Genomic DNA, 19,897 nt, shown 5'->3' on the forward strand with positions numbered 1-19,897 from the left:
CTCGATCACCGCCCACGCCTTATCCGTCAACTCACCGCGACCAACCACCGCGCATAGCTACCAGAGACCCAGCTCAACCGCTTACAGGACACGCCCTAGTCGCGCCGGGCCGCCAGGCACCGGGGGCAGCCCTCCTTCAGGTGCTGGCGCCACACCTGGTGCGGGTTCGTGCTGTCGCAGGCCTGCTGGACCAGCCGGACGCCACTGCCGGCGCCGGTGATGCACTTCCCGCTGGTGGTGCTCTGGAACATGACGTTGACCGAGCCGTTCGGGTTCTCCGAGACTTCGGACACCTGCCACTCGACGTCCCAGTAGATCGGCCGCGTTCCCGGGCAGTCGGCCAGGCCGACGGTGTCGTCGGCGGCCGAGCCGGAGCCGATCGCGACGCACTGGGGGCCCGGGACGCCGGACATGATCCACACGGCGCCGGTGCCCGACGGCACGATCTGGTAGACCTGGCCGGCGGCGCCGCTGCCGACCGGGGTCTTGCAGGTGGCTTCCTGGAGCCACCAGTAGGCGTGCTGGGCGTCGTACTGCGCGTCGATGCACAGCCGGGTGCTCGTGTCGGTGTACTGCAGCCACCAGACGTCGGCGCTCGCGGGAGCGGCGGACAGGCCCACCACGGTCAGGATGGCGGCGAAGATCGCCGCGAAACGAATGCGCATGGTTTCCGTCCCCTCCGGAGTCCGGGCGCCCGCCGCGTCAAGGCGTCACGAAAAGGCTGGCAGTGCGGCCTGATCCACTCCAGCCACCATCCGGCGGCAGCCGCTACAACGCGGCGAGCAGCGTGTCCGCGAGCCGATCGGCCAGGTCGGCGGGCTCGCGCTCGTGGAAGGTCGCCAGGAACGCCTGCTGGAAACACGCGCCGAGGAGCAGGGCCGCGGCCGCTTCGACGTCGGTGCCCGCCTCGACCCGGCCCAGTGCCTGCTCGGCACGCAGGTAGGTCGCGACGCCGCCCAGCAGGACGTGCGGACCGTGCTCGCCCAGCCGTTCGCGGTGGGACCGCAGCAGCTCCCGCGACGAGAAGACCGAGACCGCGATCGGGAACCCTTCGGCGTAGAAGGCGAGGCCGAGCCGGGCGACGCGGGCCAGGTTGGCCCGCAGCGGCGCCCGGCCGGGGTCCGCGGTGAGCTCGGCCAGTGTCGCGCCGAGCGACGGCAGCTCCTCGCCCATGACGCTGAGGAACAGGTCGGTCTTGTCGCGGAAGTGCTTGTAGAGCATGGCCTCCGAGTAGCCGGCGGTCTGCGCGATGACCTTGGTCGTGGCGTGCGCGTAGCCCTGCTCGCGCATCACCTTCGCGGCCGCGGCGACGATCTCTTCGCGGCTTCCCATGGCGGCTCCCTGAGTGCGTTCTCAGCGTGGTTAGTGAACACTCACCCTACCCGGTGAGTGTTCACTAACCACGAAGGAGACACCATGCGGATCACCGTTCTGGGGGCGACCGGCGGCGTCGGCGGCGAGGTCGTCAAGCAGGCACTGGACCGCGGCTGGCACGTGACGGCCGTCGTGCGCGACCCCGCCCGGCTGCAGCTGCCGGCCGAGGTCGTCGTGGCGGGCCTGCACGAACGCGAGAAGCTGGCGGCCGCCGTCGAAGGCCGCGACGCCGTGATTTCGGCGGTCGGCTCCCGCGACCGCGGGCCGACCACGGTCTGCGCCGACGGCGCCCGCGCGGCGATCGAGGCCGGGGCGAAGCGCCTGCTGGTCGTCAGCGCCAGCGGCATGCACACCGAGGGGGACGGCTTCTTCACCCGCACGCTGGTGAAGCCGCTGCTCAACACCTTCCTGAAGCACGGCTGGGCGGACATGCTCGCGATGGAGGCCCTGGTCACGGCGACCGACCTGGACTGGACGGTCGTCCGGCCGCCGATGCTGCTCAACGGCCCGCGCACGGGCAAGGTCGCGAGCCGGCTCGACGGGAACGTCCGCACCTTCACCATCCGGCGGGCCGACGTCGCCGCGTACCTGCTCGACGCCGTGGCGGACCCCACGCTGATCAGGCGGAAGGTGTCGATCGCCCACGGCTAGCGTCGAGCCATGGTGCTCCTCGCTCAGGCTCTTTACGTCAAACGCACGACTCCGCGGCTCCCGGGCGCGGCCGGCCCGACCGAAGGTCTCGTCCCCGGCGACGGCGAACCCTTCCGGCTGGCCGTGCTCGGCGAGTCCACTGTGGACGGCGTCGGCGCGGCGGACCACGAGGAAGCGCTCACCGGCTGCCTCGCCCGTGAACTGGCCCGCGGCGGCCGGGCGGTGCGCTGGCAGGCGGTCGGCCGGACCGGCGCCAACGCCCGGACCGTCCGCGCCGAGCTCGTCCCGCTCGTCCGGCCGGCCGACGTGGTCGTGATCGCGCTCGGCGTCAACGACACCATCGAGCTCCGGACGGCCGCGGGCTACCGGCGTGACCTGCTCCGGCTGGTGATCGACCTGCGACGGCGGCTCGGCCCGGCCGGCGTCCTGCTGGCCGGCGTCCCGCCCATGGCCCGCTTCCCCGCGCTGCCGCGGCCGCTGCGAGACGTCCTCGCGGCGCGGTCGGCGGCGCTCGACGCTGCGGCTGCCTCCCTCGGGCGGCTGCCCGGTGTCACCCACCTCCCGATGGACCCCGCCCTGCTCGACCCCGCCGCCTTCGCGTCCGACCGCTTCCACCCCGGACCGGCCGGTTACGCGCGGTGGGCGAAAACCCTCGCCGGCGCACTCCCCGTGATCAGTTAGCCGCCCTGGGGCGATCTCCAAAAAAATCTCCCCGTTCGTGTATCTGGGCGCCTGGCCATTGCGTCCTGTGGAGCAGCCGAGCACGGAAGAACGCGACAGGGGGTGTCGAGTTCGGGGAGAACGCGGTGACCGGGAGCCGAGGGGGCTGCCGGACACCGTCGGCCGGATGGCCTTTCGGGGGAGGGGACATCCGGCGGGGCCCGTTGGGGAGCGGGCCCTTGAGGGAGGGGAGTATCGGTCGGCGCGGGCCTGCCCGCCCGCGTCGGCCGGTACCTCCCCCAGCGCCAGTTGACCGGTAGGGCACGACCGACCAAGTAAGTGACTTTGATGCATCCGAGATCCACCTGCACGCTCCTTCCCCCCGAAGGACCCGCGATACTGCCATTGCCGACTCGAGAACTCTTCCGAAGAGGGGCAGCTACGGTGACCGACGTGCAAACCACAGAGGTAGATCCGCCCTGGGAGGGCCTGACCGGCGCCGAGCTGCACGCCGCGTGCATGCAGGCCGCCCGTGACGGCGACCGCCGGGCGATGGCCCGCCTCGTCGACGAGCTCACCCCCCTCCTCTGGCACGTCGCCCGGGCCAACGGGCTCGACCGCTCGGTCGCCGAGGACGTGGTCCAGACCGTCTGGCTGGCCCTGTTCAGCCAGCTCGGCAAGCTCCGCGACCCCAAAGCCCTCGCCGCCTGGCTGATCACCACGACCCGCCGCGAGGCCACCCACCCGTTCGGCCGCCGCGTGCAGCCGGTGCCGCTGAGCGACGAGGTCGCCGAGGCCATGCCGAGCACCCAACCGGCACCCGAAGACGAAGCCGTCCGCGCCGACCGCGACCGCCGGGTCTGGCGCGCCTTCGTCCGGCTGCCCCACCGCTGTCAGGAACTGCTCCGGCTGACCGTGCTCGCGGGTCGCGCGGAGTACCAGCTCGTCGCCGAGGCGCTGCGCATGCCGCGCGGCAGCGTCGGCCCGACCAGGGGGCGCTGCCTCGACCAGATGCGCGATCTCCTCGCCAGTGAAGGGGGAAGCCGATGAACGACCTCGGAGCGCCGGGCGAGGCCTATTCCGATGACGTGATCTTGGCCGACATCGGCCGCTTCCTCGACGAGCTGGACCCGCCGCCGGGCGACCTGGTGCAGCGGGTCCAGTTCGCGCTCGCGCTCGAGGACCTCGACGTCGAGGTCGCCCGCTGGGAGCGCCTGGACAACCTCGCCGGGGTCCGCGGCGGCGGCACCGGCACGATCACGTTCACCGTCAGCGACCTGACGGTGATGATCAACCTGACCAAGATGGGGAAGCTGCACCGCATCGACGGCTGGCTGGTGCCGGCCGGGCAGTACGGCGTCGAGGTCCGCGTGGCCGAGCACGGCACGTCGTCCACGACGGCCGACGAAGGCGGCCGGTTCGTGCTCGACAACGTGCCGCGCGGGACGACGCAGATCCTGGTGCACCTCGGCGACGTGTCGTGCCGCCGGACCGTCGTGACGCCGACGGTCGTGCTCTAACCCAGGAAATCGGCCAGGGGGACGGGAGTCAGCCCGTCCTTTTTGGCCTGCTCGACGAACGCCGTGTAGTCCTCTTCGAAGGTCTTGCGGAAGTGCATCAGCACGATGTCACCCGGCTTGAGCTTGTCGCCGGCCTGGAACTGGACGTGCCCGTCGTTGACCGCGGCCGTCCACAGCACCGCGACGCGCATCCCGCACGCGGCCGCCGCCTTCAGCGTGTTCTGGTCGTAGTTGCCGAACGGCGGCCGGAACAGCGACGGCCGGATGCCGAGGCTCTTCTGGAAGTCGTCGGCGTCGTCGCAGATCTCCTTGCGCTGGAACTCGTACGGCTTGCCCTTGAGGTTCGGGTGGTCGACCGTGTGGTCGCCGAGCGTGGCGCCGGTGGCGTCGAGGATCTGCTTGAAGTAGGCCTCGTGGCCCTGCACGTACTTCTGGTTCAGGAACAGCACCGGGTGGGTGGGGCTCTGCTGCATCAGCTTGAGCGCGTCGGGGTCCTTCACCGCGCCGTCGTCCATGGTGAGGAAGACGTACGGCTTGTCGGTCGTGATCCGCTTGACCGCGGCGACCTGGCCGTTTTCGACCGCGGGCGCCTTCTGCTGCACCGTGCCGAAGGGGTACGGGCCCGCCGCCTTCGTCCCGGGGCCCACGCCCTGCGGTGCCGGGTTCGGCTGGCTGGTGCCGAACTCCCGCTGGTCCGGTTCGTGGCCCGAACACGCGGTCAGTGCCAAGGCTGCCGCGACGACCACGGCTGTCAAGCGCTTCCGCACAATGTCCCCCTTTCGTGTACTACCCGAAAGAGTGACGCGGGGGAGGGCCGGAACGTTGCGCCTGCCGATCTTGTGTGGCCGGAGCCACCCAGGTCAGTGCCCGGTTTCGGCCGCCTTGACCAGCTTCGCGGAGAACAGCCGGATCACCGCCCGCAGCGTCGCGGCCAGCACCGGCCCGCTGCCGCGGACCGGTTCGGTGAACGACCCGGTCCACCGCAGGTGCGTCCCGCCCGTCGTGGTCGGCGTGAAGAGCACCTCGGCGCGGTAGTCCTTGATCGGGTTCGCGCCGAAGAACGTGTAGACGTGCTTGCGCCCGGGCTCGTACTCGACGGTCTCCTCGCGGATCAGCACCGGCCAGAGCCCGACCTCGCGGACCGCGCCGACGCCGTCGGGCTCGTCGGTGCCCCGCCGCGCCCAGCGGGCCTGGACGATCAGTGGCTTTCCCCACTCCGCCCACCGCGGGCCGTCCGCTTCGAGCGCGAACAGCGCCGACGGCGGCGCGGTGCTCGTGCGGTTGACCTCGAAGGAGTACTTGCGGCCCACCGGAACCTCCCGCGTTGTTGACAGACTGATAATTAATCGTCTTCGGGAGCGTAGGTCAAGATGAGGGGGTGAGCACGCCGCGCCCCGACCTCGCCGCGCCGCACTGGCTCGTCCAGCTCCTCCGCAGCAAGCCGGTGCCGGTGCCATGGAACATGGTCGCCCGAGCCGTCTTCGCCCTCGCCGTTCCGCTCGCCGTGGCGTACGCGGCGGGCGACATCGCCGTCGGCGCGCTCATCTCGACCGGCGCGCTGCCCGCCGTGCTGTCCGAATCGGCCGGCCCGTACCGCTACCGCGCCCGCCGGCTGGGCGGCGCGACCCTCGCCGCGACCGCCGGCTACCTCGTCGGGCTGCTCACCGGCGGCACCCCGGCGCTGTCCGTGCCCGCGGTCATCCTGGTCGCCGCGGTGTCGGCGCTGATCAGCGCGGCCGGCAGCAACGCCTCCGTCGCCGGGCTGCAGATGTTCGTGTTCTGCGTGCTCGGCACCGGCCAGCACGCGACCGGCGTGCGCGTCGAGGTCCTCTTCGGCTTCTTCTGCCTCGGTGCCGCCTGGAGCTACCTGGTCGCGCTCCTCACCTGGACGGTCCGGGCGACCAGCCCCGAGCGCACCGCCGTCGCGCACGTCTACGTCGAGCTCGCCGCGATGCTCTCGGCGACTGACGAAGCCGTCTCGCGGGTGGCTCGGCACCGGCTGACCACGGCCATGAACACCGCCTACGACCAGCTGCTCACCGCGCGCTCGTGGCTGTCCGGCCGCGACGCCGCCTACCGGCACCTGCTCAACCTGCTGTCGGCGACGACCCCCGCGGTCGAGGCGTCGGTGGCGCTGGTCAACGCCGGCCGCCGCCCGCCCCAGGCGGTCATCGGCCACTTCGTCGCGCTGTCGGCGTCGGTGCTGGCCAGCCAGCCGCTACCGGAACCGCCGCCGGCCACCGGCGACGACGGCGACCCGCTGCTCGCCGCCCTCTACGCCGGGCTCGTCCGGATCGGCAAGGGCGACGACCGCAAGCGCCGCGAGCCGACGCCGTGGTACCGGCGGCTGCGGACGTGGGCGGGGTCGCTCGCGTCCGGCCCGCTGACCTGGATCGCCGCGCTGCGGCTGACCCTGTGCGTCGCGATCGCCGAGGTCGTCGGCCTGCTGGTGCCGTTCGAGCGGTCCTACTGGATCACCCTGACCGTCGGGATCGTGCTCAAGCCCGACTTCGGCTCGGTCTTCGGCCGCGCGGTGCTGCGCGGGATCGGCACCCTCGCCGGCGTCGGGATCGGGGCCGTGGTGCTCGCCGCGGGCGGGCACGGCTGGGCGCTGGTCGCGTTGATCGCGCTCTTCGCCGGCGGCGTGGCGGTCGGGAAGGTGCGCAACTACGGCATCCTCAGCGCGTTCGTGACGCCGCTGATCATCCTGCAGATGGACCTGGCCAACACCGGGAGCTGGAACGTCGTCGTGGCGCGGCTGGTCGACACCGCGCTGGGCTGCGTGATCGTGCTCGTCTTCGGCTACCTGCTGTGGCCGGGCAGCCGGCGTCCCCAGGTCGGCGGCCGGCTCGCCGACGGGCTGGACGCGGTCGCGAAGTACGTCTCGCACGCGCTGGTCGAGGCATCGGGCGGGGAGGCGCGGCTGGCGCGGTCGCGGGCCCGGCGCGGCGCCTACCGCGCGCTGGCCGACCTGCGGACGGCGTTCCAGCAGGTCGTCGTGGAGCCGTCGGCGAACGGCCGCCAGGCGGTGGCGTGGTGGCCGGTGATCGCCGCGCAGGAACGCGTCGCGGACGCCGTCACCGAGGTCGGCGTGACGATCGGGCGGGGCGTGCCGCCGCCGGCCCCGGCCGACGTCGAGCTGCTCACGGCCGCCTTGTGGGAACTCGCGTCGGCGGTCCGGGAGCAGCGGGAGCCGCGGTCGGTGCCGCTGCCGGACGCCGCGCAGCTGTCGGGCGTGGTCGACCAGCTGGAGTCGGCGTTCGACGCCGTCCGCGGGCCCGACCTGGCCGAACGCACGCCGCTGCGGCTCGTCCGGCGGTTCCTGCCGTACCACAGGCGCACGTGAGGATCGTGCTGTTCAATGCACCCATGGGAATCGACTTCGAAGCGTTGAAGGGCAAGGCCGAAGAGGCCCTGCGCGAGCACAACGACAAGATCGAGGAAGGCCTCGACAAGGCCGCCGACTTCGCGAAGTCGAAGTTCGCCGGCCACGACAGCCAGATCGACACCGGTGTCGAGAAGGCGAAGGACTTCCTCAACAAGTTCGACGACACACCCGACAACCCGCGGTAACTACTGGACCTCGCCGGTCGCAATCCCGTCGGACAGCCCGGTGATCCGGCCGCCGCGCTCGCCGAGCGCGATCAGGCCCTGCCGGGCGTCCGGCGCGGACAGGCTGATCCGGACCCCGGCCCGGTCGACGTCGAGGCTGGCCGCGAGGGCTTGCGCGCCTTCGTACCCGGCGTTGATCGTGGCCGCGAGCCCGCCGGTCGAGGCCAGCGAACCGCGGGCGGCGCCGAGCCGGCCGAGTGCCTCGTCGACGATCGGCAGCAGCGCGTCCCGGTTGCCTTCGGTCATCGCGCGGACGAGCTGCGGGTTCGAGCCCGCGACGCGCGTGCCGTCGCGGTAGGACCCGGCCGCCAGCGACATCGCCAGCGGGCCGCCCTCGGCGCCGATCGTGGCCAGGATCGCCGCGAACAGGTGCGGCAGGTGCGAGATCCGGGCGACGGCCTCGTCGTGCGACTCCGCGGGCAGCGGCACCACGTGCGCGCCGATGTCCAGCACGAACTTCGCGACCTCGGCCCAGGCGTCGAGGTCGGTGTCCTCCTCGACGGCGACCACCCACGCGGCGCCCTGGAACAGTGCGGCGTCGCCGGCCAGCCAGCCGGAGTTCGACGTGCCGGCCATCGGGTGCCCGCCGACGTACCGCGTGTACGGCACCCGGCGGCGGACCGCGTCCAGTACCGGCGCTTTCACGCTGGTCACGTCGGTGAGCAGGCAGTGCGACGCGTGCTGGGAGACCAGGCGCAGCAGGTCCTCCACAGCCGGCAGCGGCACGGCGAGCACGACCATCGCGTCTTCGGCGGCGGCCCGGTGCAGCGCCGCTTCGACGTCGGTCGTGACGTCGTAGCCCGCTCTGCTGGCCGCGTCGGCGTCCACTTCGGATACTGCGGCGCCGAACGCCGTGCGGCCGCTGGCGGCCGCCGCGCGCAGCAGCGACCCGCCGATCAGCCCGAGCCCGATCACGCATACGTCTCGCACGGGCCCATCCTGCCAGTGCCGGACGCTTTCAGGGCTACAGCGACGCGGCGAGCCTCGTTCCCTGGTCGATGGCGCGTTTCGCGTCGAGTTCGGCGGCGACGTCGGCCCCGCCGATCAGGTGCACCGGCAGGTCCGCGGGCAGCTCGCCGGCGAGGTCGCGCACGGGTTCCTGACCGGCGCAGACGACGATCGTGTCGACCTCCAGCAGCCGCGGGGTGCCGTCGACGGTGAGGTGCAGCCCGGCGTCGTCGACCCGCTCGTAAGTCACGCCGGTGAGCTGCTCGACCCGCTTGGCCTTGAGCGCGGCCCGGTGCACCCAGCCGGAGGTCTTGCCGAGGCCGGAACCGATCCCGGACTTCTTGCGCTGCAGCAGGTACACCTGCCGCGGCGACGGCTCGGGCTGTGGTTTGCCGAGCCCGCCCGCCGCCTGTTCCGGATCGGTGACACCCCATTCGGCCATCCACGCGGCCCGGTCCAGCGCCGGGGACGCGGCGTGCGTGAGGAACTCGCTGACGTCGACACCGATCCCGCCGGCGCCGATCACCGCGACCCGCTCGCCGACCGGCTTGCCGTGCTTGACGACGTCGACGTACGAAAGCACCTTCGGGTGGTCGATCCCGGGCAGCGACGGCACCCGCGGCGCGACGCCGGTGGCCAGCACGACCTCGTCGAAACCGGTGAGGTCCTTCGCGGCCACGCGGGTCCCGAGGTGCAGCTTCACGCCGGTGACTTCGAGCCGCCGCTGGTAGTAGCGGATGGTCTCGGCGAACTCCTCCTTGCCGGGGATCTTCCGCGCGATGCCGAACTGGCCGCCGATCTCGTCGTCGGCTTCGAACAGCTCGACGCGGTGCCCGCGTTCGGCCAGCGCGGTCGCGGCGGAAAGCCCGGCAGGCCCGGCACCGACCACAGCGACGTGCTTCGACCGCCGCGTCGGGGCGAGGGTCAACGTCGTTTCGTGGCCCGCGCGCGGGTTCACCATGCAGGACACGAGCTTGCGCTTGAAGGCGTGGTCGAGGCAGGCCTGGTTGCAGGCGATGCACGTGTTGATCTCGTCCTCGCGGCCGGTCTCGGCCTTGCGGATCCACTCGGGATCGGCGAGGAACGGCCGGGCCATCGACACGAGATCGGCGTCGCCGCTGCTCAGCGCCTCCTCGGCGACCTGCGGCAGGTTGATCCGGTTCGACGTGACGACGGGGATCCCCACGTGCGGCTTGAGCTTCCCGGTCACCCAGGTGAACGCGGCGCGCGGCACCGACGTCACGATGGTCGGCACGCGGGCCTCGTGCCAGCCGATGCCGGTGTTGATGATCGTGGCGCCGGCCGCCTCGACCTCCTTGGCGAGCGCGACGACGTCCTCCCAGCGCTGGCCGCCGTCGACGAGGTCGAGCATGGAGAGCCGGTAGACGATGATGAAGTCGTCGCCGACCTTTTCCCTGGTGCGCTTGACGATCTCGACCGCGAACCGGCGCCGCTTCTCCGGCGTGCCACCCCAGGCGTCGGTGCGCTTGTTGGTGCGCTCGGCCAGGAACTGGTTGATCAGGTAGCCCTCCGAGCCCATGATCTCGACGCCGTCGTAGCCCGCTTCGCGCGCGAGAGCGGCGCAGTCGGCGAAGGCGCGGATCTGCTGACGCACGCCGTAGCCGGTGAGGGCGCGGGGGCGGAACGGGTTGATCGGCGCCTTGATGCTCGACGCCGACACGCTCAGCGGGTGGTAGGCGTACCGGCCGGCGTGCAGGATCTGCAGCGCGATCTTGCCGCCGGCGTCGTGCACCGGCGCGGTCAGCTGCCGGTGTTGCCGCGCTTCGGCCGACGTCGTCAGCTTGGAGGCGAGCGGCAGCAGCCAGCCGGTGCGGTTCGGCGCGAAGCCGCCGGTGACGATCAGCCCGACGCCGCCGCGGGCGCGTTCGGCGTAGTACTCGGCGAGCTCGGGGAAGTGCTTGGCACTGTCCTCGAGGCCGGTGTGCATCGACCCCATCAGGACGCGGTTGCGCAGCGTCGTGAAGCCGAGGTCGAGCGGGGCCAGCAGGTTCGGGTACGGGGTCATCAGGCGTCCTTGGGTCGGAGGGCGGCGAGGACTTCGTCGAACCACTCGACCTGGCCCTCTTCGACGCGGATGCCGCCGCGCAGGACCAGGTACTGGTGCAGGTGCCGGCCGCTCAGCGCGGCCGGCGCGGGGAAGTCGCGCTTCTCGATCTGGCGGTAGACGTCGAGGCGTTCGGCGTGCCGTGCGCGGTGGCGGACGATCTCCTCGGCGACCTTCGCGGGGTCGCCGAAGGTGGCGCCGCGGATCTTCACGGCCAGCTCGACCGGCCCGGCGGACGGATCCGGCTCGGCCAGCCAGCGGACCAGCTCGGCGCGTCCGGTGTCGCTGACGGTGTAGACCTTCTTGTCCGGCCGCCCCGACTGCGCGACGACGTCGACGGCCACCCAGCCGGCCTCTTCCATCCGCTTCAGCACGCGGTAGATCTGCTGGTGGGTGGCGCTCCAGAAGAGCCCGATCGACTTCTCGAACCGGCGCGTCAGCTCGTAGCCCGAACCGGCGCGCTCGGACAGCGAGACGAGGATCGCGTGCTCCAGTGCCATGGTCCGAGGGTGCTATGCAACGAGTTGCAGTGCAACGAGGCGCGCATCACTTCACCCCCACGGGTCAGGCAAATCGGGTCGACTAATCGATCGGAACGACCAGGATGGGAGGAGTGCACCCGGTACTCGAACTGATCTCCGAACGGATGGCGGCGGGCAGTGTCCCGGGCGAACGCACCGACGGCCGGCGCCTCGCGCTCGCCATCGAAGGCGGCAGCAGCCGCGGCACGTACTCCAGCGGAATGGTCCTGGCGCTGGACGAACTCGGCGTGACACCCGCGTTCGACGCCGTCTACGGCTCGTCGGCCGGCGCGCTGAACGGCGCCTGGCTGCTCTGCGGCCGGTCCGCCACCGGCGTCCGGACGTGGTGGAACCCGGTGGTCATGCGGCGGATCATCAACCCGCTGCACACGCTGCGCGGCCGCGCGGTGATCGACCTCGAATACCTCGTCCACCAGGTCTATTCGGTGCTGGAGCCGATGGACTTCCCGGCGATACTGGCCAACCCGGTGACGTTCCACCCGCTGGCCACCGACGCCGACACCGGCGAGTCCACCGACCTGCACCCCTTCCTCGGCGACGTCGACGCGATCAAGGTCGCGCTCGCCGCGTCGTCGTGCATGCCGGTGCTGGCCGGCCCGCCGATCCCGATGGCCGGGCGCCGGTTCGTGGACGCCGGCGTGGCCGAGCCGATCCCGTACCGGACCGCGCTGGCCCAGGACGCGACCGACCTCCTGGTGCTGCGCACCCGCCGGGCCGACGAGCTGCCGGTGCGGCCGCCGCGGGTGCACGACGTCGTCGTGCCGCGGTTCCTGCGGCGCCAGGCCCCCGGCGCCATCCCGGCCTGGCAGGACACCTACCGGCGGGACGTCGAGGACGAGGAGAACCTGGCGTCGGACCCGCGGATCCTGAGCGTCCGGCCGCCGGTCGGCGCGCCGGACGTGGCCGTGCTGGAGCGCGATCCCGAGGTGCTGCGCAAGGCCATCGAGCTGGGCAAGAGCGCTGTTCTCGACGTGCTCGAAGGGCTGCGCGAAGCGTCTTAGGGCTTGCGCGCGACCCCGCCGATCACCCGCGACTCCGACGGCGAGCCGGCGAACACGGTGTGCTCGTCCGGGTGCCACGCCGGCGCGTAGACGAGCCCCGGCTCCAGCATCGGCCAGCCGCCGAAGAAGCGTTCGAACTCGGCCATCGTCCGCAGGAAACCGGGGTTCGTGGTGGTCTCGTAGTACTCGAGCAGGTCGATCAGCGCCTGCCGCTCGTCTTCGTTCACCGGGTTCTCGTTGGTCATCTGCGACAGCACCAGCAGCGAGCCGGGCGCCAGCCGCTCGCGGTAGAACTCGAGCAGCTGGTCCGGGTTCTGCTCGTCCTTGACGAAGTGCATGACCGCGTTGACCACCAGCGCGACCGGCTCCCGCACGTCGATGATGTCCGACGCCTTGACGCGCTCCCAGAGGTCGTCCGGCTGCAGGAAGTCCGCGGCGATGGCGTGGTGGCGCTCCGGGTCGGCGGTGTCGGCGAGCAGCAGCGTCGAATGGGCCAGCGCGATGGGCTCGTTGTCGATGTAGAGCACCCGCGTGTCCAGCTCGGGGCGGGTTTCGTCGGCGACCTCGTGCACGTTGCCCGCGGTCGGCAGGCCGGAGCCGACGTCGACGAACTGCCGGATGCCTTCGTGCACGCACTGGCGGATCGCCCGGCCGAGGAACTGGCGGCTCGTCAGGCAGTACTCGCCCATCAGCGGCAGCCGTGCCCGGACCTTTTCGGCGAACGCCCGGTCGATGGCGTAGTGCGTGTTCCCGCCGATGAAGTAGTCGTAGATCCGCGCCGCCGACGGCCGGTCGAGACTGCTTTCGACGGCCTTCAGCGCGTCGTCGTGGTTGATCATGCCGATGCCATGCCCTCCCGGTAGGCGTTCACCGACTCTGTCAGGCGGTCCAGCTCGGCCCGCATCCGGGCCACCCCGGCGTCGTCCAGGCTCATCGCCGTGCCGATCACGTCCGGGATGCCCTGCGCCTTCTCGCGCAGCGCCTGCCCGGCTTCGCTCAGGCTGACGCGGACCGAGCGCTCGTCGTCGGCCTGCCGGTTCCGGACCACCAGGCCCGCGGTCTGCAGCCGCTTGAGCAGCGGCGACAGCGTGCCCGAGTCGAGGTTCAGCTCGGCGCCGAGCTCCTTCACCAGGCGGTGGTCCCGCTCCCACAGCGCGAGCATGACCAGGTACTGGGGGTAGGTCAGATCGAGGTCTTCGAGGACGACCCGGTACAGCGACGTCACCGCACGAGATGCCGCGTACAGCCCGAAGCAGAGTTGGTCGTCCAGCCGCAGCGATGCCATGGCGGCCTCCTCTCTCGTAACTCTCCATGGTTCCCGACCTGGCCGCGGACGGCAACTTAAGTGCCCTGCATCTCATTGGTGGCCATTTAGTTGTGCACAACTGAGTTGCGAGCTACGTTGGTGACATCAGCTTGGCCCACCCGAGGAGGACGACATGACCGCCAACCCGCACAATCTGGCCCTCGAACCGGCCGCGCAGGCGTTCGCGGAGGCCACCGACCAGCCGCCGTACCTGTTCCAGCTGCCGCCGGAGGAGGGTCGCAAGGCCGTCGACGGCGTCCAGGACGGCGAGGTCGCCATGCCCGCCGCCGAGATCGAGGTGCTGACCGTGCCGGGCGGCCCGAACGGCGACGTCGAGACGCGGATCGTCCGCCCCGCCGGAGTTTCCGGCCCGCTGCCGGTGATCGTCTACATCCACGGCGCCGGCTGGGTGTTCGGCGACTTCCACACCCACGAGCGGCTGGTGCGCGAGCTGGCCGTCGGCGTCGGCGCGGCCGTCGTGTTCCCCGAGTACAGCCGCTCGCCCGAGGCGCGGTACCCGGTCGCCATCGAGGAGAACTACGCGGTGGCGAAGTGGGTTGCCGCGAACGGCGCTTCGAAGGACCTCGACACCTCGCGCATCGCGATCGCGGGCGACTCCGTCGGCGGCAACATGACCGCGGCCTTGACCATCCTGGCCAAGCAGCGCGGCGACGTCACCTTCCAGCAGCAGGTGCTCTTCTACCCGGTCACCGACGCTTCCTTCGACACCGAGTCGTACCTGAAGTTCGCCGAGGGCTACTTCCTCGGCCGCGAAGGCATGAAGTGGTTCTGGGACCAGTACACGACCGACCCCGCCCAGCGCGCGGAAATCACGGCGTCGCCGCTGCGCGCGTCGCTCGACGAGCTCGCCGGGCTGCCGCCGGCTCTGGTGATCACCGGCGAAGCCGACGTGCTCCGCGACGAAGGTGAGGCGTACGCGGCGAAGCTGCGTCAGGCCGGCGTGCCTGTCACCGCCGTCCGGTACCAGGGGATCATCCACGACTTCGTGATGGTCAACGCCCTTCGCGAAACCCACGCCGCCGAAGCCGCGATCACCCAGGCCGTCACGGTGCTGTCCCGCGCGCTCGCGAAGTAACTGAGAAAACGCTGAGTGCGGCGCACGTTGCGGCCTTATGACGGAGCTCACAAGGTCGCAACGTGCACGGGGGCTCAAACGTGATATATACGCGAGTCCCGCGATCCGGGCGCGCATTTCTGCCCGCCTGGAAGGACCGTTCCCATGCACCTGAGCAGCATCCGGCTCGACTCGCCGGTCAACATGATCGTGGTGGTCGTGCTGACGCTGCTCGCGATCATCGCCGTTCCGTGGTTCTGGGACCGCTGGAAGCGCAAGCGGTTGTGGCGCAGCGCGACGATCCTGCTCGCCGTCGTCCTCGTGGTGCTCAGCGCCGGCATGGGCGGCAACATGATCGGCGGGTTCTTCCCGACGGTCGGCTCGCTGCTCGGCACCGGCGTCTACTCGGCGCAGGGGACCGACGCGGAAGCGGCGCAGAACGGCGAAGACCTCGAGAAACTGCGTGACACCGGCGTGGCGCACGCCCGCGAAGGCAAGGGCACCGTCGTCCACATGAAGGTGACCGGGCGGCGCACCAAGGTCACCCGCGACGTCACGGTCTACCTGCCGCCGCAGTACTTCGACGCGGCGTTCAAGGAGCTGCGGTTCCCGGCGATCGAATGGATCCCGAACTACCCGTCCGGCCCCGAGGTCGTGACCGGCGGCTACCACCTGCCCGAACAGCTCGACGCGGCCATCGGCAAGCGCGTCCTGCCGCCGACCGTGGTGATCGTCCCGGACCCGACGGGCGTCCCGAAGGTCGGCCATGACACCGAATGCGTCGACGAGGTCAATGGCACGGCGAACGACACGTACCTCACCGCGGACCTGCGCGACTGGGCGTTGCAGAAGCTCGGCGTCGCGGCGAACCGGCGGGCGTGGACGATCGCGGGCTGGTCGTCCGGCGGGTACTGCGCGATGAACCTGGTGACCCGGCACCCGCAGTGGTACGGCCAGGCGGTCAGCGTCAGCGGCTACGACAAGGCCCAGGTCGACGCCGAGACCGAGGACCTGTTCCACGGCCGCCAGGACATCAACGACGCCAACAACGTCCGGCTCAACGTGGCCCGGCACCCGTCGCCGGTGGACATCCTGGCCATCTCGGGCGACAAGGAGAACTACGAGAGCTTCGCGATCGACCAGATCCGCGCGGCGGCCCGCCCGCCGCTGCAGTTCTCGTCGTGGCGGATCAAGGACGCCGGCCACAACATGAACACGTTCAAGTCCCAGATCCCGGACATCCTGGCCTGGATCGGCGCCCACACGACGGGCCCGTCCCCGGCCGGGCGGCAGCTGGAGACCACCGGCGGCGTGCTGCCGTGGCCGCTGCCGCGCTCCGGCGCGCACGGCGCACTGGCCGACACCGACCAGTAGCTCCCTCAGCCGAGCAGCTTCGCGACGATGTCCGTCACGCGCTTCGACGCGGTCGCGTAGTCGACGCTCACGGGGTGTTCGGTCAGCACCACCACGATGTAGCGGCTGTCGTCGCCGAGCACGCCCGAGGTGTGCAGCATCCGCGTCGGCCCGCAGCACGACCAGCCCTGCTTGACCGCCCACTCCCGCCCGCCGGCGGCGTCCGGGATCCCGAAGTACTGCCGGAACCCGTCGGACCCGCGTTCGGTCGCGGCGTGCAACGCGGCCAGGATCGCGCTGGGCCCGTGGTCGAGCAGGTACTGGTAGATCTTGACGACGTCCGGCGCGGTGATCTGCGTGTCGCCCCAGCGGCCGGGGTCCGCGGGCGGCCGGGTGCCGGTGAGGCCGAGCTTCCGGACCCACTGCGTGACGATCGACGCGCCGCCGTAGGACACCCAGAACCGGCTGGCGAGGCCGTCGTCGCTGCGGGACAGCATCCGCTGCACGTCCGCCACCGGACCGCCGCGCTCCAGTACGGAAAGCGCTATCAGCAGTTTCACGAGCGACGCGGACGTGTAACCGCGGCCGGGGTGCACGGAGACGGTGGTTTTGCCGCTCCGCCGGTCGAACACGACGGCGCTGACGTTCCCGCCGCGCACCACCTTGTCCAGCGCGGCGGCGTCCACCCCGGCGCCGAGCTCCGGCTCCGGCGTCGGTTCCGTTTTCTTTTCGGCCGGCTTTCCGGGCTCGGGTTCCGGCGTGGGCTCGGGCTTGGCCGTCGGCGTCGGTGTCACGCTCGGCGTCGTGACGGCTTCGGTGACCGCGATCGGCTGGGGCGCCGTGCCGTGACTCGCCGTCACCGCCACCGCGCCGATCGCCCCCAGGAACAGCCCCACCACGAAGATGCCGCTCAGCTTGCGCATGATCCGGATTGCCGGGAACGCCGCGCGCTGTTCGCTCGAACGGGTGAATTTGTGGGATTGCTCTCGAACCGGCCCCGATCCGGGAACGCGCAGGTGGCCTGCGGGCAAGCGGCATCGTTTCGCTCACCGTGGTCGCGGGGTACCTGAGGGCGGTGACGGTCGTCACCACCCGCTGGGAAGGACTGGAGTCATGGTTCACGCGAAAGGCGCACGCATCCGGGTCCGAGGCCTGCAGCCGGCGCAGGTGCTGGCCGGACTGGCCGGCATCGCGTTCCTCGTAGTCGGCATCATCGGATTTTCAAGGACCGGCTTCGGCGACTTCGCCGGCCACCACGACGTGGGGTTCTGGCGGTTCTCCGGCAACCCGCTCATGAGCCTGGTCCGCGTCGTGACCGGCGTCATCGGCCTGCTGCTGGCGTTCGGCTCGGGCCGCGCGCGGACGTTCGGCTGGCTGCTGTTCATCGGCTACGGCCTGCTGTTCGTGTGGGGCCTGATGATCGACGGCCTCATTTCGACCAACCCCTTCGCCAACGCCGGCAACCCGATGGACCTCGGGCCCGCCGACACGTGGCTGCACCTCGGTGTCGCCGCGCTCGGCCTGCTGATCGCGGTCCTGCCGGCCCGCCGCACGATCCTGCTGCCCGAAGACGAGACGGTGGACGAGCCGGTCGTGGCCGAGCAGCGCACCGAGGTCATCGACCGCACGGACACCGTCGACCACGGCCGCCGCACGGACGTCGTCGACAGCGGCCGCCGCGCGGACGTCGTGGACCGCGCCGACGGCGTGGCCGAGGAGCCGCGCCGCCGGTCGTTCCTGCGTCGTGACAAGGGGCGAGGCCCGGAGGTCGCTCGCGAAGAGCGTCCGCCGGGCCTCGCCCACTAGGTTCGTCCGGTAGTTCAGTAGGTGGTGCCGGTACCACCGGAGTTGTCGTTGCTGCTCCCAGTTCCACTGTTGGCCGCCGGAGCCTGGTTGGCGGTGGAGCTGGGGGTGGTGCCGACCTTGCAGCCGTTGGGCTCGATGACGAACCAGGTGCCGTTGACGCCCATGCCGTTCGCGTCGCCCGGCTTCAGGTCCTTCGAGAAGTTGTAGACGGGCCAGCCACCGATGGTGACCTGCTCGGTGCCGTCCTGGCGCTTGATGCTGCCGAGCAGCTTCGAGTCGATGCCCTGCAGTTCGACCTTGCCCTTGGACAGGACCGGCGGCCAGGTCTTGGCGCAGTCACCGTTGCAGGCGGACGCCTTCTTCTTGGTGTCCTTCGTGAACAGGTAGAGCGTCATGCCGTTCTGGTCGACGATCGCGTCACCGAGCCCGTCGATCTTGCTGGCGCTGAGCTTGACGGCACCGGACTCGGTGCCACCCGCCGCGGCTTGCCCGGCCTTCCCGCCCTTGGCGTTCGCGGCGTACCAGGCCCCGCCGACCCCCTGGCCGGTCGCGTCGCCGGGCTTGGTGTCCTTGGCGTAGCGGTAGAGCGCCCACCCGCCGACGGTGATCTGTTCGGTCCCGTCGGAGCGGGTCACCTTCCCGACGAGGTTCTTGTCGACGCCCTGCACCTGGACGTCCCCGGTGGCCAGCATCGGCGGCCATGCCTTGGCGCAGTCACCGTCGCAGTTGGACTTCGGCGGCTTCGCGGTGTCCTTGTCGAAGCGGTAGAGGGTCATGCCGTTCTGGTCGGTGAGCACCTGCCCGACATCGGCCACGTCGGCGACGACCAGTTTCGACTCGTTCGACGCCGGAGCGGCGTTGCCCACCTGGCCGTTGGCGGCCTGGCCGCCCCCGGTACCCCCGGCCGCCGCCGGAGCGACAACCGGCTGGGCAGTCTCGGCACCCGAGCAAGCGGTGAGCACTGCCAGCCCGGCTGCCGCCGCGGCGACGGAGACGGCGATGCGCGTGCGAAGCATGGAAGTTCTCCTTGTGTCCGTTGGGATTCCCGCCGCTCGGTGCGGCTGCCTGATACCCACTACACGGACCCCCGCCGGAGGCGGTTCAAAGAATTTTCGACGGGGTGGACTTGGGGGCCTGCCTTCTCGGGAGCGTCCGCCGTCAGCTAGTCGCGGAGGGCGCGCTCGACCAGCGCGGCGGCCGCACCCGTGTAGCCGGCCGGGTCGAGGAGGTCGTCGAGCGCCGCCGGAGTCAGCACGCCGGTGACGGCCGGCAGCTCGTCCAGTACCTCGCGCAGCGGCCGGTCCTCGTGCACCGCTCGCCGGGACGCCTCGCCCAGCAGCTCCTTGGCCGCCGCCTTGCCGAGCAGCGGCGCGAGCACGGCGGAAAGCCGTTCGGAGACGATCAGCCCGTGCGTCGACCCGAGGTTCTCGCGCATCCGCCCGGGCACCGCGGTGAGCCCGCGCGCCAGCTCGGCGGCGGTGTGCGCGGCACCGCCGGTCAGCCGCAGGCACTCGCGCACCAGCTGCCATTCGGCGTGCCAGACCCCGGCCGAACGCTCGTCCTCGGCGAGCATCGACTGCGTGACACCCGCGGCCAGCACCGGCACCTGCAGCGCGGCCGACCGGATCAGCGTCGCGAGCACGGGGTTCCGCTTGTGCGGCATCGCCGAGGAACCACCCCGCCCGTCGGCGGCCGGCTCGGCGACCTCGCCGAGCTCGGTCCGGGTCAGCGTCTCGACGTCGACCGCCAGCTTCCCGAGCGCACCGGCGGTGAACGCGAGCGCGCTCGCCAGGTCCGCGACCGGCGTCCGCAGCGCATGCCACGGCAGCACCGGCACCCCCAGCCCGGTCTCCTCGGCGAACGCGGCGGTCAGCCGTTCGGCATAGGCGCCGGCGTCCGCGTTCTGAGGCCGCCCCGGGTCGCCGGGGACCGCGGCGGATGTGCTGGCATCGCCCCCGCCCCCGCCCCCGCCCCCGCCCCCGCC

The 19,897-nt window shown here is 71.4% G+C and carries 22 protein-coding genes; 10 read left to right on the top strand and 12 right to left on the bottom strand.

What is annotated here, in order from left to right:
• Positions 1 to 95 precede the first annotated feature (95 nt).
• Both OO60_RS43985 and OO60_RS43990 read right to left on the bottom strand, forming a co-directional pair.
• Positions 96 to 665, bottom strand: coding sequence for an RICIN domain-containing protein (locus OO60_RS43985; protein WP_004558913.1), 570 nt, complete (start codon positions 663 to 665; stop codon positions 96 to 98).
• A gap of 103 nt (positions 666 to 768) precedes the next feature.
• The gene (locus OO60_RS43990; RefSeq protein ID WP_004558912.1) at positions 769 to 1,332 is read right to left on the bottom strand and encodes a TetR/AcrR family transcriptional regulator; all 564 of its coding nucleotides are present in this window, start codon (positions 1,330 to 1,332) and stop codon (positions 769 to 771) included.
• Positions 1,333 to 1,416: 84 nt separating this feature from the next.
• On the opposite strand from OO60_RS43990, the gene OO60_RS43995 reads away from it, so the two are divergent.
• The 4 genes from OO60_RS43995 (at position 1,417) to OO60_RS44010 (ending at position 4,205) form a co-directional block, all read left to right on the top strand.
• Positions 1,417 to 2,025, top strand: coding sequence for an NAD(P)-dependent oxidoreductase (locus OO60_RS43995; RefSeq protein ID WP_033263625.1), 609 nt, complete (start codon positions 1,417 to 1,419; stop codon positions 2,023 to 2,025).
• A 9-nt stretch (positions 2,026 to 2,034) separates the two neighbouring features.
• A complete protein-coding gene (locus OO60_RS44000) occupies positions 2,035 to 2,706 on the top strand; it encodes an SGNH/GDSL hydrolase family protein (RefSeq protein WP_033263626.1) in 672 nt (223 codons plus the stop codon).
• Between the two features lie 423 nt (positions 2,707 to 3,129).
• Positions 3,130 to 3,735 (top strand): RNA polymerase sigma factor, encoded by a 606-nt coding sequence (locus OO60_RS44005; RefSeq protein WP_003072619.1) that lies wholly within the window; start codon positions 3,130 to 3,132, stop codon positions 3,733 to 3,735.
• Positions 3,732 to 4,205, top strand: coding sequence for a hypothetical protein (locus tag OO60_RS44010; RefSeq protein ID WP_003072614.1), 474 nt, complete (start codon positions 3,732 to 3,734; stop codon positions 4,203 to 4,205). Before OO60_RS44005 ends, OO60_RS44010 begins: the two co-directional genes overlap by 4 nt.
• Here OO60_RS44010 and OO60_RS44015 read toward each other — a convergent pair.
• Together OO60_RS44015 and OO60_RS44020 are read right to left on the bottom strand one after the other, a co-directional pair.
• Positions 4,202 to 4,951: a polysaccharide deacetylase family protein gene (locus OO60_RS44015; RefSeq protein ID WP_003072612.1), complete on the bottom strand. Its 750-nt coding sequence runs from the start codon at positions 4,949 to 4,951 to the stop codon at positions 4,202 to 4,204. The two genes, OO60_RS44010 and OO60_RS44015, sit on opposite strands and share 4 nt — an antisense overlap.
• Before the next feature lie 114 nt (positions 4,952 to 5,065).
• Positions 5,066 to 5,515: an SRPBCC family protein gene (locus tag OO60_RS44020; protein ID WP_003072607.1), complete on the bottom strand. Its 450-nt coding sequence runs from the start codon at positions 5,513 to 5,515 to the stop codon at positions 5,066 to 5,068.
• Between the two features lie 68 nt (positions 5,516 to 5,583).
• On the opposite strand from OO60_RS44020, the gene OO60_RS44025 reads away from it, so the two are divergent.
• Together OO60_RS44025 and OO60_RS44030 are read left to right on the top strand one after the other, a co-directional pair.
• Positions 5,584 to 7,551, top strand: coding sequence for an FUSC family protein (locus OO60_RS44025; RefSeq protein ID WP_033263627.1), 1,968 nt, complete (start codon positions 5,584 to 5,586; stop codon positions 7,549 to 7,551).
• Positions 7,552 to 7,574: 23 nt separating this feature from the next.
• The gene (locus tag OO60_RS44030; protein WP_003092240.1) at positions 7,575 to 7,778 is read left to right on the top strand and encodes an antitoxin; all 204 of its coding nucleotides are present in this window, start codon (positions 7,575 to 7,577) and stop codon (positions 7,776 to 7,778) included.
• On the opposite strand, the gene OO60_RS44035 is transcribed toward OO60_RS44030, so the two are convergent.
• Genes OO60_RS44035 through OO60_RS44045 form a run of 3 tightly spaced genes read right to left on the bottom strand, consistent with a single transcriptional unit; the run spans position 7,779 to position 11,330 of the window.
• The gene (locus tag OO60_RS44035; protein ID WP_276204602.1) at positions 7,779 to 8,747 is read right to left on the bottom strand and encodes a prephenate dehydrogenase; all 969 of its coding nucleotides are present in this window, start codon (positions 8,745 to 8,747) and stop codon (positions 7,779 to 7,781) included.
• 34 nt (positions 8,748 to 8,781) lie between these two features.
• Positions 8,782 to 10,791, bottom strand: coding sequence for an NADPH-dependent 2,4-dienoyl-CoA reductase (locus OO60_RS44040; protein WP_003092234.1), 2,010 nt, complete (start codon positions 10,789 to 10,791; stop codon positions 8,782 to 8,784).
• Complete coding sequence (locus tag OO60_RS44045) at positions 10,791 to 11,330, bottom strand: PadR family transcriptional regulator (protein ID WP_003092231.1); 540 nt, start codon at positions 11,328 to 11,330, stop codon at positions 10,791 to 10,793. The genes OO60_RS44040 and OO60_RS44045 overlap by 1 nt, the downstream gene beginning before the upstream one ends.
• Positions 11,331 to 11,434: 104 nt before the next feature.
• Here OO60_RS44045 and OO60_RS44050 point away from each other — a divergent pair, with 104 nt between their 5' ends.
• Positions 11,435 to 12,373 (top strand): patatin-like phospholipase family protein, encoded by a 939-nt coding sequence (locus OO60_RS44050; protein WP_244885676.1) that lies wholly within the window; start codon positions 11,435 to 11,437, stop codon positions 12,371 to 12,373.
• On the opposite strand, the gene OO60_RS44055 is transcribed toward OO60_RS44050, so the two are convergent.
• Together OO60_RS44055 and OO60_RS44060 are read right to left on the bottom strand one after the other, a co-directional pair.
• Positions 12,370 to 13,212: an SAM-dependent methyltransferase gene (locus tag OO60_RS44055; protein WP_003092225.1), complete on the bottom strand. Its 843-nt coding sequence runs from the start codon at positions 13,210 to 13,212 to the stop codon at positions 12,370 to 12,372. The two genes, OO60_RS44050 and OO60_RS44055, sit on opposite strands and share 4 nt — an antisense overlap.
• Positions 13,209 to 13,658 (bottom strand): MarR family winged helix-turn-helix transcriptional regulator, encoded by a 450-nt coding sequence (locus tag OO60_RS44060; RefSeq protein ID WP_003092222.1) that lies wholly within the window; start codon positions 13,656 to 13,658, stop codon positions 13,209 to 13,211. Before OO60_RS44060 ends, OO60_RS44055 begins: the two co-directional genes overlap by 4 nt.
• A 154-nt stretch (positions 13,659 to 13,812) precedes the next feature.
• Between OO60_RS44060 and OO60_RS44065 the strand changes: the two genes are divergently transcribed.
• Both OO60_RS44065 and OO60_RS44070 read left to right on the top strand, forming a co-directional pair.
• On the top strand, positions 13,813 to 14,775 hold the full coding sequence (locus OO60_RS44065; RefSeq protein WP_033263628.1) for an alpha/beta hydrolase: 963 nt from the start codon (positions 13,813 to 13,815) through the stop codon (positions 14,773 to 14,775).
• A 144-nt stretch (positions 14,776 to 14,919) separates the two neighbouring features.
• Entirely contained in the window at positions 14,920 to 16,128 is a 1,209-nt protein-coding gene (locus OO60_RS44070; protein ID WP_003092219.1) for an alpha/beta hydrolase, read from the top strand.
• A gap of 5 nt (positions 16,129 to 16,133) precedes the next feature.
• On the opposite strand, the gene OO60_RS44075 is transcribed toward OO60_RS44070, so the two are convergent.
• Positions 16,134 to 17,030, bottom strand: coding sequence for a serine hydrolase (locus tag OO60_RS44075; RefSeq protein WP_003092218.1), 897 nt, complete (start codon positions 17,028 to 17,030; stop codon positions 16,134 to 16,136).
• Positions 17,031 to 17,220: 190 nt separating this feature from the next.
• On the opposite strand from OO60_RS44075, the gene OO60_RS44080 reads away from it, so the two are divergent.
• Positions 17,221 to 17,913 carry a DUF4383 domain-containing protein gene (locus OO60_RS44080; RefSeq protein ID WP_003092216.1) on the top strand — a complete coding sequence of 231 codons (693 nt, stop codon included), beginning with the start codon at positions 17,221 to 17,223 and terminating at the stop codon, positions 17,911 to 17,913.
• Between the two features lie 14 nt (positions 17,914 to 17,927).
• Here OO60_RS44080 and OO60_RS44085 read toward each other — a convergent pair whose 3' ends face one another.
• Together OO60_RS44085 and OO60_RS44090 are read right to left on the bottom strand one after the other, a co-directional pair.
• On the bottom strand, positions 17,928 to 18,929 hold the full coding sequence (locus OO60_RS44085) for an SCO0930 family lipoprotein (RefSeq protein WP_003092214.1): 1,002 nt from the start codon (positions 18,927 to 18,929) through the stop codon (positions 17,928 to 17,930).
• Positions 18,930 to 19,075: 146 nt separating this feature from the next.
• Positions 19,076 to 19,897, bottom strand: an 822-nt coding sequence (locus tag OO60_RS44090; protein ID WP_244885677.1) for a lyase family protein, incomplete at its 5' end; no start/stop codon positions are given.

Origin of the sequence: Amycolatopsis vancoresmycina (genome assembly GCF_000716785.1) — a bacterium.
Taxonomy (GTDB): domain Bacteria; phylum Actinomycetota; class Actinomycetes; order Mycobacteriales; family Pseudonocardiaceae; genus Amycolatopsis; species Amycolatopsis vancoresmycina.

Excerpts from the sequence above, each read along its gene's own strand:
- OO60_RS43990 (WP_004558912.1), bottom strand. The coding sequence starts at position 1,332 with ATGGGAAGCCGCGAAGAGATCGTCGCCGCGGCCGCGAAGGTGATGCGC.
- OO60_RS44085 (WP_003092214.1), bottom strand. The coding sequence starts at position 18,929 with ATGCTTCGCACGCGCATCGCCGTCTCCGTCGCCGCGGCGGCAGCCGGG.
- OO60_RS44065 (WP_033263628.1), top strand. The coding sequence starts at position 13,813 with ATGACCGCCAACCCGCACAATCTGGCCCTCGAACCGGCCGCGCAGGCG.
- OO60_RS44060 (WP_003092222.1), bottom strand. The coding sequence starts at position 13,658 with ATGGCATCGCTGCGGCTGGACGACCAACTCTGCTTCGGGCTGTACGCG.
- OO60_RS43995 (WP_033263625.1), top strand. The coding sequence starts at position 1,417 with ATGCGGATCACCGTTCTGGGGGCGACCGGCGGCGTCGGCGGCGAGGTC.
- OO60_RS43985 (WP_004558913.1), bottom strand. The coding sequence starts at position 665 with ATGCGCATTCGTTTCGCGGCGATCTTCGCCGCCATCCTGACCGTGGTG.
- OO60_RS44010 (WP_003072614.1), top strand. The coding sequence starts at position 3,732 with ATGAACGACCTCGGAGCGCCGGGCGAGGCCTATTCCGATGACGTGATC.
- OO60_RS44000 (WP_033263626.1), top strand. The coding sequence starts at position 2,035 with ATGGTGCTCCTCGCTCAGGCTCTTTACGTCAAACGCACGACTCCGCGG.
- OO60_RS44075 (WP_003092218.1), bottom strand. The coding sequence starts at position 17,030 with ATGCGCAAGCTGAGCGGCATCTTCGTGGTGGGGCTGTTCCTGGGGGCG.
- OO60_RS44030 (WP_003092240.1), top strand. The coding sequence starts at position 7,575 with ATGGGAATCGACTTCGAAGCGTTGAAGGGCAAGGCCGAAGAGGCCCTG.
- OO60_RS44080 (WP_003092216.1), top strand. The coding sequence starts at position 17,221 with ATGGTTCACGCGAAAGGCGCACGCATCCGGGTCCGAGGCCTGCAGCCG.
- OO60_RS44055 (WP_003092225.1), bottom strand. The coding sequence starts at position 13,212 with ATGATCAACCACGACGACGCGCTGAAGGCCGTCGAAAGCAGTCTCGAC.
- OO60_RS44040 (WP_003092234.1), bottom strand. The coding sequence starts at position 10,791 with ATGACCCCGTACCCGAACCTGCTGGCCCCGCTCGACCTCGGCTTCACG.
- OO60_RS44050 (WP_244885676.1), top strand. The coding sequence starts at position 11,435 with ATGGGAGGAGTGCACCCGGTACTCGAACTGATCTCCGAACGGATGGCG.
- OO60_RS44045 (WP_003092231.1), bottom strand. The coding sequence starts at position 11,330 with ATGGCACTGGAGCACGCGATCCTCGTCTCGCTGTCCGAGCGCGCCGGT.
- OO60_RS44070 (WP_003092219.1), top strand. The coding sequence starts at position 14,920 with ATGCACCTGAGCAGCATCCGGCTCGACTCGCCGGTCAACATGATCGTG.